The sequence below is a fragment of the Streptomyces sp. NPDC041796 genome (assembly GCF_055590785.1).
Genome location: NZ_JBVJAH010000002.1, coordinates 532,850 through 544,904, shown reverse-complemented (window position 1 = coordinate 544,904; position 12,055 = coordinate 532,850). Strand labels below are relative to the sequence as shown.

The 12,055-nt window shown below is 76.5% G+C and carries 11 protein-coding genes; 9 read left to right on the top strand and 2 right to left on the bottom strand.

Annotated features, from left to right (window positions below):
• Positions 1-2: 2 nt before the first annotated feature.
• Positions 3-977: a transcriptional regulator gene (locus ACZ6C1_RS05870; protein WP_469238042.1), complete on the bottom strand. Its 975-nt coding sequence runs from the start codon at positions 975-977 to the stop codon at positions 3-5.
• 81 nt (positions 978-1,058) lie between these two features.
• Between ACZ6C1_RS05870 and ACZ6C1_RS05865 the strand changes: the two genes are divergently transcribed.
• From ACZ6C1_RS05865 to ACZ6C1_RS05840, 6 genes are all read left to right on the top strand, one after another.
• A complete protein-coding gene (locus ACZ6C1_RS05865; RefSeq protein WP_469238040.1) occupies positions 1,059-2,282 on the top strand; it encodes an MFS transporter in 1,224 nt (407 codons plus the stop codon).
• A gap of 127 nt (positions 2,283-2,409) precedes the next feature.
• A complete protein-coding gene (locus ACZ6C1_RS05860; protein WP_469238038.1) occupies positions 2,410-3,387 on the top strand; it encodes a thiopeptide-type bacteriocin biosynthesis protein in 978 nt (325 codons plus the stop codon).
• 1 nt (position 3,388) lies between these two features.
• A complete protein-coding gene (locus tag ACZ6C1_RS05855; RefSeq protein ID WP_469238036.1) occupies positions 3,389-5,998 on the top strand; it encodes a lantibiotic dehydratase in 2,610 nt (869 codons plus the stop codon).
• Between the two features lie 20 nt (positions 5,999-6,018).
• Positions 6,019-6,177, top strand: coding sequence for a hypothetical protein (locus ACZ6C1_RS05850; RefSeq protein WP_469238034.1), 159 nt, complete (start codon positions 6,019-6,021; stop codon positions 6,175-6,177).
• Between the two features lie 90 nt (positions 6,178-6,267).
• Positions 6,268-7,440, top strand: a complete 1,173-nt coding sequence (locus ACZ6C1_RS05845; RefSeq protein WP_469238033.1) for a lanthionine synthetase LanC family protein — start codon at positions 6,268-6,270, stop codon at positions 7,438-7,440.
• A 24-nt stretch (positions 7,441-7,464) separates the two neighbouring features.
• The gene (locus tag ACZ6C1_RS05840; RefSeq protein ID WP_469238031.1) at positions 7,465-8,310 is read left to right on the top strand and encodes an arylamine N-acetyltransferase family protein; all 846 of its coding nucleotides are present in this window, start codon (positions 7,465-7,467) and stop codon (positions 8,308-8,310) included.
• 56 nt (positions 8,311-8,366) lie between these two features.
• Here ACZ6C1_RS05840 and ACZ6C1_RS05835 read toward each other — a convergent pair whose 3' ends face one another.
• Entirely contained in the window at positions 8,367-9,431 is a 1,065-nt protein-coding gene (locus ACZ6C1_RS05835) for an MGDG synthase family glycosyltransferase (protein WP_469238029.1), read from the bottom strand.
• 180 nt (positions 9,432-9,611) lie between these two features.
• On the opposite strand from ACZ6C1_RS05835, the gene ACZ6C1_RS05830 reads away from it, so the two are divergent.
• Genes ACZ6C1_RS05830 through ACZ6C1_RS05820 form a run of 3 tightly spaced genes read left to right on the top strand, consistent with a single transcriptional unit; the run spans position 9,612 to position 12,036 of the window.
• Positions 9,612-10,439, top strand: coding sequence for an SDR family NAD(P)-dependent oxidoreductase (locus tag ACZ6C1_RS05830; protein WP_469238027.1), 828 nt, complete (start codon positions 9,612-9,614; stop codon positions 10,437-10,439).
• Positions 10,440-10,444: 5 nt separating this feature from the next.
• Positions 10,445-11,323 (top strand): DMT family transporter, encoded by an 879-nt coding sequence (locus tag ACZ6C1_RS05825; RefSeq protein WP_469238026.1) that lies wholly within the window; start codon positions 10,445-10,447, stop codon positions 11,321-11,323.
• Positions 11,317-12,036 carry a polysaccharide deacetylase family protein gene (locus ACZ6C1_RS05820; RefSeq protein WP_469238024.1) on the top strand — a complete coding sequence of 240 codons (720 nt, stop codon included), beginning with the start codon at positions 11,317-11,319 and terminating at the stop codon, positions 12,034-12,036. The genes ACZ6C1_RS05825 and ACZ6C1_RS05820 overlap by 7 nt, the downstream gene beginning before the upstream one ends.
• Positions 12,037-12,055: the final 19 nt, after the last annotated feature.

Below are 12,055 nucleotides of genomic sequence, written 5' to 3'. Positions count from 1 at the left end.
CCTCAACCGCCCTCCTGGGCCCGCACCAGCGCCTCACCGGCATCCGAGCGGTAGTACAGCACCGACCGCCCGGCGCGCCGGCGCCGCACCAACCGCGCGTCCAGCAGCACCCGCAGATGGCGGCCCACCGAACCCAGGCCCTGCCCGGTCAGCGCCACCAACTGCGACGTGCTCTTCGGCGTGTCCAGCAGCACCAGCACCCCCGCCCGGCCCGCTCCCAGCAACACGCCCAGCGCCTCCGGCACGGCCGCCGCCCCACCCCCGTCCGCCAGCGCGCCCGCGCACGGGTACACCACCGCGTACCGGTGCGGGGCGTCCCACGAGCACCAGCTCTGACGGGGCGTGACCGGCACGAACATCAGCCGTGCCCCGGAGATCTCCCGCGGCGGATACGGCTGCGTACCGACCTGGAGCCGGTCCCCGCCCAGCCACCGCATCCCGGACCGCATGCCGCCCAGCGCCCCCGCCCAGCCGTCCTGGCTCAACCGCGCCGTACGCGCCACCACATCGGCCTCCAGGATCCGCCGCCGCCTCGGCCACTCGGGAAGGACCGTACGCGCCCACACCCACTCCAGCAGCCGGGCCGTCCGCTCCGGCAGGTCACAGCGGTGCAGCCGGGCCGGCAGCGGTCCGCCCAGCGACACGGTCAGATCCGCGCGGGCCGCCCCGGGAGGCCAGTCACGGATCCGCTCCAGCTCCTCCTCGAACACGGCCCCGCCCTCGCCGGAGGGCGTGGGCGTCAGGAAATCCGCGTTCCAGGTGCGTCCCAGGGCCGCCCGTACGAGCAGCGCCGTGACCGGGTCGGCGGCCAGCCGCTCCCGGTAGGCGGGAAGGTGGGCGTCCAGCCACCCCCGTTCACCCGGGTGCGCGGCCGTACCCCGGTCCAGCGTCTTCAGGCACGCGACGGCCTCGGCGAGCGGCGACACCACGAACCGGCTCCCGGCCAGCGTGTCCGCGTTGACCTGCCACCACCCCATGCCGGCCCCCTCCACCGCGCCACGTTTCGCGACAGCGCGAAACAGTAACGCCGCCACCGCACGGCCTTCGAGACTCCGGCCATGCGCACCTACCGCGAACTGTTCCGCACACCGGAGTTCCCCGCCCTCTTCCTCTCCTCCGCCACCCAGGTGGCGGCCCAGACGGTGAGCGGACTGGCCCTGAGCACCCTCGTCCACCGGGCGACCGGCTCCGCGCTGCTGTCCGCGCTCGCCATGTTCGGCCCGGCCCTCGCCCAGGTCGTCGGCGCGACGACACTGCTGTCGGCGGCCGACCGGCTCCCGCCGCGCGCCGCCATGACCGGGCTGCCCCTCCTGTTCGGCCTCGGCACCGCGACACAGGCGATCCCCGGCCTGCCCGTGGGAGCCGTCTTCGCGGTCCTCGCGGCCCTGGGCGTGCTCGCGTCCCTCGGCGGCGGAGTGCGCTACGGGCTCCTGAACGAGATCGTCGCCAAGGACGGGTACCTGCTGGGCCGCTCCCTGCTCAACATGTCCGTGGGCGCCACACAGATCTGCGGGTTCGCCCTCGGCGGCCTGCTCGTCGCCACCCTGTCGCCCCGCGGCACGCTCCTCACCGGCGCCGCGCTGTACGGCGCGGCCGCGGCCGTCGCCCGGTTCGGGCTCACCCGCCGGCCGCCCCGCGCCACCGGGCGCGCCTCGATCGCCGTGACCTGGCGTGACAACGCCCGCCTGTGGTCCTCACGCCCCCGCCGCCACGTCTACCTCGCCCTGTGGGTGCCCAACGGGCTGATCGTGGGCTGCGAGTCGCTGTTCGTCGCGTACGCCCCCGGGGACGCCGGACTGCTCTACGCCTCCGCCGCCGTGGGCATGCTGACCGGCGACGTCCTGACCGGCAGGTTCCTGCCCGTGCGGTGGCGCCGGACCCTCGCCGTGCCGCTGCTCCTGCTGCTCGCCGCTCCCTACGCGCTGTTCGCCCTCCGCCCGCCCCTGCCGGTGGTGGTGGCGGCCGTCGCGGTCTCCGCACTCGGCTACGCGGCGAGCCTGCCGCTCCAGGAGCGCCTGGTGGACCTGACGCCCGACCACCTCGCGGGACACGCCCTGGGGCTGCACACCTCCGGCATGCTCACCATGCAGGGCGTGGGCGCCGCGCTCGCGGGCACGGCCGCCGAACTCACCTCGCCGCCGACGGCCATGGCTGTCGTCGCCACCGCGTCCACCGCGGTCACCCTTGCCCTCGCGCGGGGTCTGCCACCCGGCGGCCGGGGGCGTCCGGTGTCCTGCGCGCCCGGGGGGCGTCGGGGAACCCGCTGGCGTGCGCGCCGGTAGGCGTGGGAGATCCAACACCGCGCCAGCGCACCTCAGTTGATAGTACGACTAGCTTTTGTCGTGCTTTCGGACGACGGCGGCCCGGACATCCACTGGGAGGAAGCGACACACCTCTGGAGGAGGCCGCATGGTGGACGTCGAGCGGCTGCTGGCCGACTGCCTGCAGGACGCGCGTACCGCACCCCTCGGCGCCCTGCCGCTGGCCGGGGAGGGCGCCGCGTACGCCGAGGCCCGCCGCACCTTCCTCGCCGCGGGCCTACGGGCCCTGCGCGACGACCTGCCGGAGTCCGGCTGGGTGCAGCTCGGCCTGGCGCCGTGGCCGGACGCCTGGCCCGCACTTTACCGGCGGCTCGCCGAGGCCGCCCACGAACTCGTCGGATGCGGCTGGGCGAACGACTTCTTCTTCATGCACAAACCGCCCGGCCTGCGCATCCGGTTCCACGCCACCCGCCCGGCCGGCGTGGCCGCCCTGCGCTCCGAACTGCTCCGCCGCTTCGACCGCCGCGACGGCGCGTGGACGAGCCCCACGGACGGCGTCTACGAGCCGGAGACCTACCTGTTCGGCGGCCCGCGCGCCATGCCCCTGGTCCACGCCCTGTTCACCGCGGACTCGCTGGCGTGGCTCGACCACCACGCCGCACCCGGCAAGCAGGCCCCCGCCGACTGGCGGGTGTCGCTCACCCTGCTGCGCGCCGCCCTCGACGGCCTGGGCATCGTGGGCTGGGAACACCGGGGGGTCTGGCAGGTGGTCCGGGAGGAGACCGGACGCCGCCTCGTCGACGGCCTGCGCGACGCGTCCCGGCAGCGGGCCGCCGCCGGCATCCGCGCGTACTGGGACCTGACCTGCGAGGAGCAGCTCGCCGCCCTCCCCGAGGGCCGCCGCGACGGCCTGCGGGACCACCAGGAAGCCGTACGGCGGGCCGCGTCCCGGTGGCGCGCCGACTACTTCGAAGCGGGGGACGCGGTCGTCGGCCCCCGCCGGGCCGCCGCGCACTACGCCGTCTTCCACTGGAACCGCGGCCGCTTCTCCCTGGCCCGCCAGAGCCTGCTCGCCGAGGCGCTGGTGTCCGACGGCCACGACGACTGCCGCGAAGGGACCGGCTGACATGGCCGGCGCGGACGAGGGCACGCACGTCACGGTGCTGCTGCGGATCGCGGGCATGCCGGGTGAGGTCTGGGCCCGTGCCGGCGACCCCGCCCTGTTCGACCGGGTCGCGCGGCACGCCCGAGCCGGTGAACGGCGGACCGCCCGCTCCCGCGTACTCGCCGAACGGCTCGGCGTGAGCGCCGTACCGCACCCCGGCCTGACGGACCCCGACCGCCGAGCCGTACTGGCGCTGCGCAGGCGCCTGCACGCCGGCCGGCCGCCCGGCACCGCCGACCTGGACCTCCTGGACCGGCTGCCCCGCCACGCCGTCCCGGCCGGCCTGGCCACCGAAGCCCGGGCCCTGGCGCGCGAGGCGGAGCAGGCCCGCACCGAACGGGCGGAGCTGGAACGGGCGGTGGCGGACGGCCACGTCCGGGCCTGCGCACTGGCCCAGGACATCGCCCGCACGCACCCCGTCCTGCGGGACCTCGTGGACAGCGCGGCCCCCGGGCTCCTCACGGACGTCGAACGACGCCTGGCCGACGGCGAGTCCTGGGCCGACAAGAGCCTACGCAAACGCGCCGCGTACCTCTGGCGCGTCCTGGGCCGGGCGGCCGCGAAGACCACCCCCAGGGGCTGGGCAGGCCAACTCGCCACCGCCCCGCTCCTGACGGACGCCCCGGGCACCGGCCTGATCGCCCCCGGCGCCACGCTCGGCGCCCTCGCCGCCACCTGCACCGAGAACGTCCACCTCGTCCGCTCCCGGCCCCCCGGCCCGCCCGACCTGCGCACCGCCGACCCGGGCACCCTGCTGGCGCCCGCGCCCCTGCACTTCACCGACCCGCCCGACTCCGTACGGGCCTACGTCGTCGACCCGCGCGAACCCGGCCGGCTGCGCCACGTCGTCCTGCGCCGCACCCGCGCCCTGCACACCGTGCTGAATCTGCTCGCCGACGGCCCGCGCCCGCTCGGCGAACTGGAGAAGACCCTGCTGGGCGCCGCGACGTCCCGGGGCACCGCCGACCCGGCCGTCCTGCGCGGCTTCCTCCAGCACCTGCACGCCATGGGCGTCCTCCAGGTGTGCACCGCGCCCCGGCTCCGCCACGGCGCGTGGACCCCGCCCGAGGACGTGACCCGGCACGGCACCCTCCCACGGCCCTTGAGCCCCGCGGACGGCGAACCGGACGGCTGGTTCCTCGACTCCTACCGCGCCCCGGCCTCCCCGGTGCCCGCCGCGGCCGCCGAGCGCGTACGGCGCGGGCTGCTCGTCGCGGCACGGATCGCCGCCCTGCGCGACGCCGACACCGCCACCGCGCAGGAGGCGCCCGAGCTCGCCGGGATCACCGAACGGCCGCGCCCCGTCAGCGAGATCCTCACCGGCCTGCTCCCCCTCACGGGCGGGGACCCGCGCCCGGCGACGGGAGCGCGGCACCGGTACGGCGGCTGGCCCGTACCCACCGACCCCCACTCCGGCTACGCACGGCTGCTCGCCCACCTCGCCGCCCACACCGGGCCCGGTCACGCCGACGTGGACGACGCCCTGCTGGACGCTCTCGGCGCCCCGACCGCCGGCCACGCCCTTCCACCCTGGCCCCTGGACTGCCTTCTGCGCCCGCTCGCGGGCCCGGCCACCGGCCCCGTCGCCGTGCTGGAGACCGCGTCCGCCGCCGGGGTGCTCGACGCCCGGTTCGCCGACGGCCTGCACGCCCGGTACGGCGGCCACAGCAACGCCGACGCCCACCGCGCCTTCCTCACGGCCGTGGAACGGCACACCGGCGTACGGTTCGTGGAACTGCTCGTACCCCCGCTCGGCGAGCGCGCCGCCAACGCCGTACGCCGCCCCGCGACCACCGGGTGGTGGACCGGCGACCCCGACCCGACGCCGTACTACGGGCCTTCCGGAGGCGGCGCCCGGTACCTCCCGCTGGACCGGATCACCGTACGCCGCCACGGCGGGCGGATCGTCGCCGAGGCCGACGGGCGGCGCCTCGTCCCCGTCCACCACGCCACCCGCACCCCCGCCCCGCCCTACGACCTGCTGCTGCGGGTCCTGCTCGCCGCCGGTCACCCCGCCGCCTCCTTCCTCCTGCGCCTGGACGGCCTGGACGGCGCCCTGCCCGGACACACCCGGCTGCCCCGGCTCACCGCCGGCGGCGAACTGGTCCTCGCCCCGGCCACCTGGCGGCTCGACCGCGCAGAGCTGTGGCGGCCCGGCGACGACGCCCTGCACAAGGTCCGCGCCCTGGCGCTCCTGCGCCGCGCGCACGGCCTGCCACGCCACGCCTTCCTCCGCACCGCCGCCGGCGCGAAACCCGTCCCCGTGGACCTCGACGCGCTCACCGCCCTCCAGGTCGTCGACCGGCTGTGCGCCCAGCAGCCCGGACCCGAGCTGCTCGTCGAGGAGATGCTGCCCGCCCCCGGCGACCTGCCCCTGCGCGACCCCCTCCACGGCGGCGCGGCCGTCGCCGCCCAGATGCTGCTGAGACTCCCGTACGACACCGGCGCCGACGCCGTCGAACGGCTCGCGGCATCCGCCGCCGAAGCCCTGCTGCGCGGCGCCCCCCCAAACGTCCCCGACGGTCCGCCCGCAGCCGGCGGACGGCCCCTCGGGGCGGCCATCGCCCACTAGCGCGAAGAAGGGAACCCACCATGCCCGGAACCATCGAACTCACCGACCTCGACGCCCTCATCGACGACCTCGACGAGCGCATCACCGACACCGAACTGGCCGAGGCCCACCCCTCGACGGCAGGCTGCAGCGGCCTGTGCACCATCGTCGTCTGCGCGACCGTCGTCATCTGCGCCTGACGCGGACGCGCCCGCGCGGCGCGCCCGCCCACCGAGGAGCCGCCCGGCACGTCCGGGCGGCTCCGTCCCGCCCGTACCGGCAGGAGCCCGATGGACACCGCTCACGACCCGGGCGTCGGCCTCGCCCTCACATACCTGGAGAAGTGGACGGCCCAGCCCCCGTCCGGGCCCTCGCCCTCCGACCCCGGCATCCCCGTTCTCGCCCACCTCGTCGCCGCGACCGGCGGTCCGGAGGCCACCACCACGGCGGCCCGCGCGGTCGCCGCCTGGGCCAGGACGGCGGGGCGCGGCCCCGGTCACCCGGGCCTGTACGACGGCGGCCTGGCCGGCACGCTCGTCGGGCTGCGGCTCGGCGCCCGGCTCCATCCGGTACTGCACCGCGCCGCCGACCGGCTGCGCGACCACCTCACCACCACCGCCGCCGCCGGACGGCGCCGGCAGGACGTCGCCTTCCCCGACTACGACCTCATCACGGGTCCCGCGGGGATCCTGCACGCCCTGTGCGTGGGGACGGATCCGGCCGCCGGACAACTGCACGACGGAGTACGTCACTTGGTGTCCCTGTGCGACCACGCCGACCTGCGGCGGCTGCGCATCGGGCAGTACGCGGACCACCCTCACCTCTCCTGGACGCAGGGGCGCGTCAACACCGGTATGGGCCACGGCCTCGCCGGCGTCGTCACCGCGCTCACCGCCGCTGTGCGCCGCACCGCGGACCCCGCGACCGCGGCGGCGCTGCGCCGCGCCACCCGCTGGATGGACGCCCGCTCCCACGTCGACGAGCGCGGTGTCCGCACCTGGCCCGGCGCCGGCCTCGACGGACCGCCTCCGACACGTGCCGACCCCCGGCAGGCGTGGTGCTACGGCACCCCCGGCGTCGCCTGGGCGCTGTGGGACGCGGCCGACGCGCTGGACGACCGCGAAGCCGCGCACCGGGCGGCCACCGCGTTCACCACACTCGCCGACCGGTACGACGAGGACTTCCACCTGTTCGGCGACACCCCCGGCGACCTCCTCGGGCTGTGCCACGGCGCCGCGGGCGTCCTCGCCGTGGCCGACGCCTTCGACCGCCACGCCCGCCTGCCCGTCGCGGGCGCCCTGCGCGCCCGCCTCACCGAACACCTCCGGGCCCGGCTCCCCGAGGCGCTCGGCACGCCCTGGCGACCGCCGGGCCTGCTCGGCGGCCCCGAGGGCGCGCTGAGCGCCCTTCTCACCGCCGGTGGCGCACCGCGTGACTGGCTGCCCTGCCTCGGTCTGCGCTGAGGGCACTCGTTAGGGTGAACGGTCATGAGCGTAAAGGGTTTTGAGGGTTACCTGGCCCGCCTGGGCATCACCGACCCCGGTGAGCCGTCCGCGGAGGCGCTGAACGCGCTGCAACGTGCCCATCTGGAGCGCGTGCCCTACGAGAACGTCGACATCCAGCTCGGCCGGCCGCCCGGTATCGAACCGGAGCTGTCCGCACGCCGGTTCGCCGCCGGGCAGGGCGGCTACTGCTTCCACCTGAACGGCGGCCTCGCCGCGCTGCTGGAGGCGCTCGGCTACGACGTCACCCGCCATGTCGGGGGCGTGCACCACGACCCGGAGGGACGCGGCGCCAACGGCAACCACCTGGCGCTGACGGTGCGCGTCGACGGCGAGGCCTGGTTCGTCGACGCGGGCCTCGGCGACGGGCCCCATGAACCGCTGCCCCTGCGGGCCGGAACGTACCGGCAGGGCCCGTTCACGTACCGGATGGAACCATCGGTCACCGAACCGGGCGGCTGGACGTTCCACCACGACCCGAGCAGTGCGTTCCCCGTCATGGAGTTCGCCGCACGCCCCGCATCCATGGCGGACTTCGCCGACGAGCACATCCGGCTGTCCACCGCTCCGGACTCGCCCTTCCTCAACTCCTTCGCCGCCCTGCGCCGCGACGCCAAGGGGGTCGACCTGCTCCGGGGCCGCGTCCTCACCCGCGTCGACGCGGCCGGCCGCGCCGAGCGCACGCTGGACACGGCGGAGGAGTGGTTCACCGCGCTCGCGGACGTCTTCGGCCGCGACCTGGACGTCCTGGACACCGCCGACCGGGCCGCCCTGTGGGAGCGGGTGACACGCGCCCACGAGCAGTGGCTGGCCGACCGGGCGACGACGTAGGGCACGTCGTCCGGATCGCGCCGGGCTCGTGTGCCCGGCAGGCACATCCGCCGCACTCACCCGGCCAGGTCCGCGACCAGACGGGCGGCGTCGGCCCGGAACACCGCCGAGCCGCTCGCCGTCCGCCGGTCCCGCGCGTCGCCCGGCCGGGCGAGTTCGCCGACCGCCGCCAGCAGCCCGGGAAGGTCCTCGGCGAACGTGGTCAGGCCCTCCGCCGCCATCTCCCTCACCCCCACGGCGCCATGCCCGGGGATGGGCCGGTAGCCGACGACCGGCACCCCGGCGGCAAGGGCCTGCACCGCCGTCTGGCCCGCCGCGTTGTCGACGAGGACCCGCGCCGACGCCATCAGCCCCGGCATGTCGTCCGTCCAGCCGAGCGCACGCACCCCCGGCAGCCGCGCGGCGCGCCGGCGCAACCGCTCGTCCCGACCACAGAGCAGCACCGGCAGGAAGCCGTGCCGGGCGAGCGCCCCCGCCGTCCGCAGCAACCCCGGCCCCACACCCCACGCCCCGCCCGACAGCAGCACCACCGGGCGCGCCTCCGCCGGGGCCGCCGCATCGGCCCCGAGGAACTCCGGCGGCACGACCGGGCCCGTCGCGACCGCCGCCCTGCCCGTGCCGTCCCGCGCCGCCCGGGCGGCGGTCTCGCTGACGCACAGGTACAGGTCGTTCCCCGGGTCCAGCCAGGCCCGGTGCACCGCGAAGTCGGTCACGAAGACCGCACACGGCACCCGCAACGCGCCCCGGCCACGCATCCGGCCGGTGATCTGACCCGCGAGGTGGAAGGTGGACACGATCACGTCGGGCCGCCACCGCTCCACGAGCGCCCCCAGCCCCCGCTCGGCGAGCGCGGCCATCGGCGACACGTCCAGCCCCCGGCCGGGACGCGGGCGGGGGGCCAGGAACAGCGCGTAGATCGCCGCGTACACCGGGGGCAGCCGCCGCACCACGAACCGGTAGAAGCCGCGCATCGCCGCCCCCGCGCCGGGCGGCAGCAGGGTCAGCACGTCCCGTACGAGGACGTCGTGCCCGTCCGCGCGCAGCCGGCGTGCCAGCTCGCCGGCCACCGCGTCGTGGCCCGCGCCCATGCTCGCGCTGAGGACCAGGCATCGCCGCCCCATGTGGGCCTCCGTTCCGTGCCGTTCCATCGTGTTCCGTCCGGCGTCCCGACGCGGCCCGGAGGGCGGCCGAATCGGACTGTTCGGGTGGATCGGCGGGCGCGGTGGCGGGTGCCGGGAGGCGAACCGGCGGGAAACCGGGAGGCTGGAAGAGCACGGTCGACGACAGTCCGGAGGATCCCCATGCCCCCTACGCCCCGTCACGAGGCAGCGCCCCGTCGCGAGGCCGGACCGGGAAGGGCGCGGCCCGGTGCCCGCCCGGCCACCCGCCCGGTCGTCCTCGTCACGGGCGCGTCCTCCGGCATCGGCGAGGCGGTCGCCGACCGGTTCGCCGCCGACGGCCGCTGGCGGTTGCTGCTCGGCGGGCGGGACGAGGAACGGCTCGCGGCGGTGGCGCGGCGGACGGGCGGCGGCGCGCTGCGGGCGGATCTGGCGGAGCGGTCGGGGGTGGAGCGGTTCGCCGCCGACGCCCTGGAACGGGAGGGCCGCGTGGACGTCCTGGTCGCGGCGGCTGGCATCGGCTGGGCGGGGCCGTTCACCCGGATGCCCGCCGACGCAGTGGACCGTCTGATCGCGGTCAACCTCACCTCGGTCGTCCACCTGGTGCGGCTGGTGCTGCCGCAGATGGCCGAGCGGGGGGTGGGGCACGTGGTGTTGATCGGGTCCATGGCGGGCCGCGTCGGGGTGGCCAACGAGGCCGTCTACGCCACCACCAAGGGCGGGCTGCTGGCCTTCGCCGACAGCCTGCGCTACGAACTGGCCGGCACCCGGGTAGGCGTGACCGTCGTCCTGCCGGGAGCGGTGGACACCCCGTTCTTCACCACCCGCGGCGTCCCCTACCACCGCGAACATCCGCGCCCCGTGCCCGCCGCGCGGGCCGCCGACGTGGTGTGGCGCGCCGTCGTACGCGGCCGGGACGACGTGTTCGTCCCGGCCTGGCTCGCCATGCCCGCCCGGCTCCACGGAGCCGTGCCCGGCTTCTTCCGCGCCATGGCCAAGCGGTTCGGCTGAGTCCGGTGCTGGCACTGTCGATCTGCCTCGCGCTGCTGGCCGCGCTGGGCAACGCCGGGGCGTCCGTGCTCCAGCGGCAGGGCGCGGCCGCCACCGGCCCCGAACCGCCCTCGGCGCGGCGGGGTTCGTGGATGGCGGGACTGGTGCACCGGCGGGTGTGGGTGTGGGGCGCGGCGCTGCTGGCCGTGTCGGGCATCCTCCAGGCGCTTGCCCTGGCCACGGGGCCGCTGTCGGTGGTCCAGCCGGTGATGAGCACGGAGCTGATGTTCACCCTGGTGGTCGGCGGCATGGTGTTCCGGCGCCGCCCGGACACCCGCACCAAGTGGGCGTTCGCGGCGATGGCCCTGGGCCTGGCCGTCTTCCTGGCGATGGCCGACCCGTCGGGCGGCCGGTCCACGGTGCCCCTGGCGGACTGGGGGTGGACGGCGCTCGGCACGGGGCTCTTCGTGGCGCTGATGGGCGTGGTGTCCCTGCGGCTGTCCCCGGCGCCCCGCGCAGCGGTGCTGGGCACGGCGACCGCGACCGGCTTCGCGTGCACCGCGGCGCTCCTCAAGGACGCGCTGGGCCGGCTGCCGGACGGCGTCGGCGCGGTCCTCAGCACGTGGCAGCCCTACGCGGCCGTCGCCGTGGGGCTGGCCAGCTTCGTCCTGCTCCAGGTGACGCTGCGGGCCGGCTCCCTGGTGGCCTCGCAGCCCGCGCTGACCCTGGGGGACGCCCTGCTGAGCGTGGTGCTGGGCGTGACGCTGTTCGCGGAACGGGTCCATCTGGGCTGGCGGGTGGTGTTCGAGGTGCTGGCGCTCGTCGTCCTGGTGGCCGGCTGCGTCCAGCTCGCCAGGTCCCCGCTCGTCACCAGCGACCCGGAGCGGCCGGAGGAGAGATGGTGACCGCCCTCCCGGCGGCCACGGTCCTGGGCGCGCTCGCCGCGTGCCACATCGGGCCCGCGGCGACCTGGCTGCCCGGTGCCCGGGCCGCGCTGTGGCCGGGGCTCGACGGGCGCGGCGATCCGTCGCACGTGGCCCTGACGTTCGACGACGGCCCCGATCCGGTCAGTACGCCGCAGTTCCTGCGCGTCCTGGACGCCCTGGACGTACGGGCCACGTTCTTCGTGCTGGGCGGCCGGCTGCGGCGGTACCCGGAGCTGGGGCGGCTGATCGTGACGGAGGGGCACGAGCTGGCCGTGCACGGCTGGCGGCACGACCGGCCGTGGTGGCCGCGCCCGCTGCGGGACGCCCACGACCTGGCACGGACGGCGGACCTTGTCGCCGACACGGCCGGGCGACGGCCGCTGTGGTACCGGCCCGCGTACGGAGTTCTCACCGGCGGCCGGTGGGCCGCCGCCCGCGCCGCCGGGCTGCGCACGGTGCTGTGGTCGGCGTGGGGGCGCGACTGGACGGCCGAGGCGACGCCGCGGAGCGTGTACGCGGAGGTGACGAGGACGCTGCGGGGCGGCGGGACGGTGCTGCTGCACGACTCCGACGTGGTGAGCGCGCCGGGGGCGTGGCAGGCCGCGCTGGGAGCGCTGCCGGAGCTGGTCGCGGAGTGCCGCCGGCGCGGTCTCCGGGTCGGACGGCTGGACGCCCACCATCCGATCGAATAGCTCAAACATTCGATTTTCT

What these genes read in the sequence shown, in the direction of transcription:
- ACZ6C1_RS05870 (WP_469238042.1), bottom strand. Translation starts at nt 977, where the DNA reads ATGGGGTGGTGGCAGGTCAACGCGGACACGCTGGCCGGGAGCCGGTTC.
- ACZ6C1_RS05865 (WP_469238040.1), top strand. Translation starts at nt 1,059, where the DNA reads ATGCGCACCTACCGCGAACTGTTCCGCACACCGGAGTTCCCCGCCCTC.
- ACZ6C1_RS05860 (WP_469238038.1), top strand. Translation starts at nt 2,410, where the DNA reads ATGGTGGACGTCGAGCGGCTGCTGGCCGACTGCCTGCAGGACGCGCGT.
- ACZ6C1_RS05855 (WP_469238036.1), top strand. Translation starts at nt 3,389, where the DNA reads ATGGCCGGCGCGGACGAGGGCACGCACGTCACGGTGCTGCTGCGGATC.
- ACZ6C1_RS05850 (WP_469238034.1), top strand. Translation starts at nt 6,019, where the DNA reads ATGCCCGGAACCATCGAACTCACCGACCTCGACGCCCTCATCGACGAC.
- ACZ6C1_RS05845 (WP_469238033.1), top strand. Translation starts at nt 6,268, where the DNA reads ATGGACACCGCTCACGACCCGGGCGTCGGCCTCGCCCTCACATACCTG.
- ACZ6C1_RS05840 (WP_469238031.1), top strand. Translation starts at nt 7,465, where the DNA reads ATGAGCGTAAAGGGTTTTGAGGGTTACCTGGCCCGCCTGGGCATCACC.
- ACZ6C1_RS05835 (WP_469238029.1), bottom strand. Translation starts at nt 9,431, where the DNA reads ATGGGGCGGCGATGCCTGGTCCTCAGCGCGAGCATGGGCGCGGGCCAC.
- ACZ6C1_RS05830 (WP_469238027.1), top strand. Translation starts at nt 9,612, where the DNA reads ATGCCCCCTACGCCCCGTCACGAGGCAGCGCCCCGTCGCGAGGCCGGA.
- ACZ6C1_RS05820 (WP_469238024.1), top strand. Translation starts at nt 11,317, where the DNA reads ATGGTGACCGCCCTCCCGGCGGCCACGGTCCTGGGCGCGCTCGCCGCG.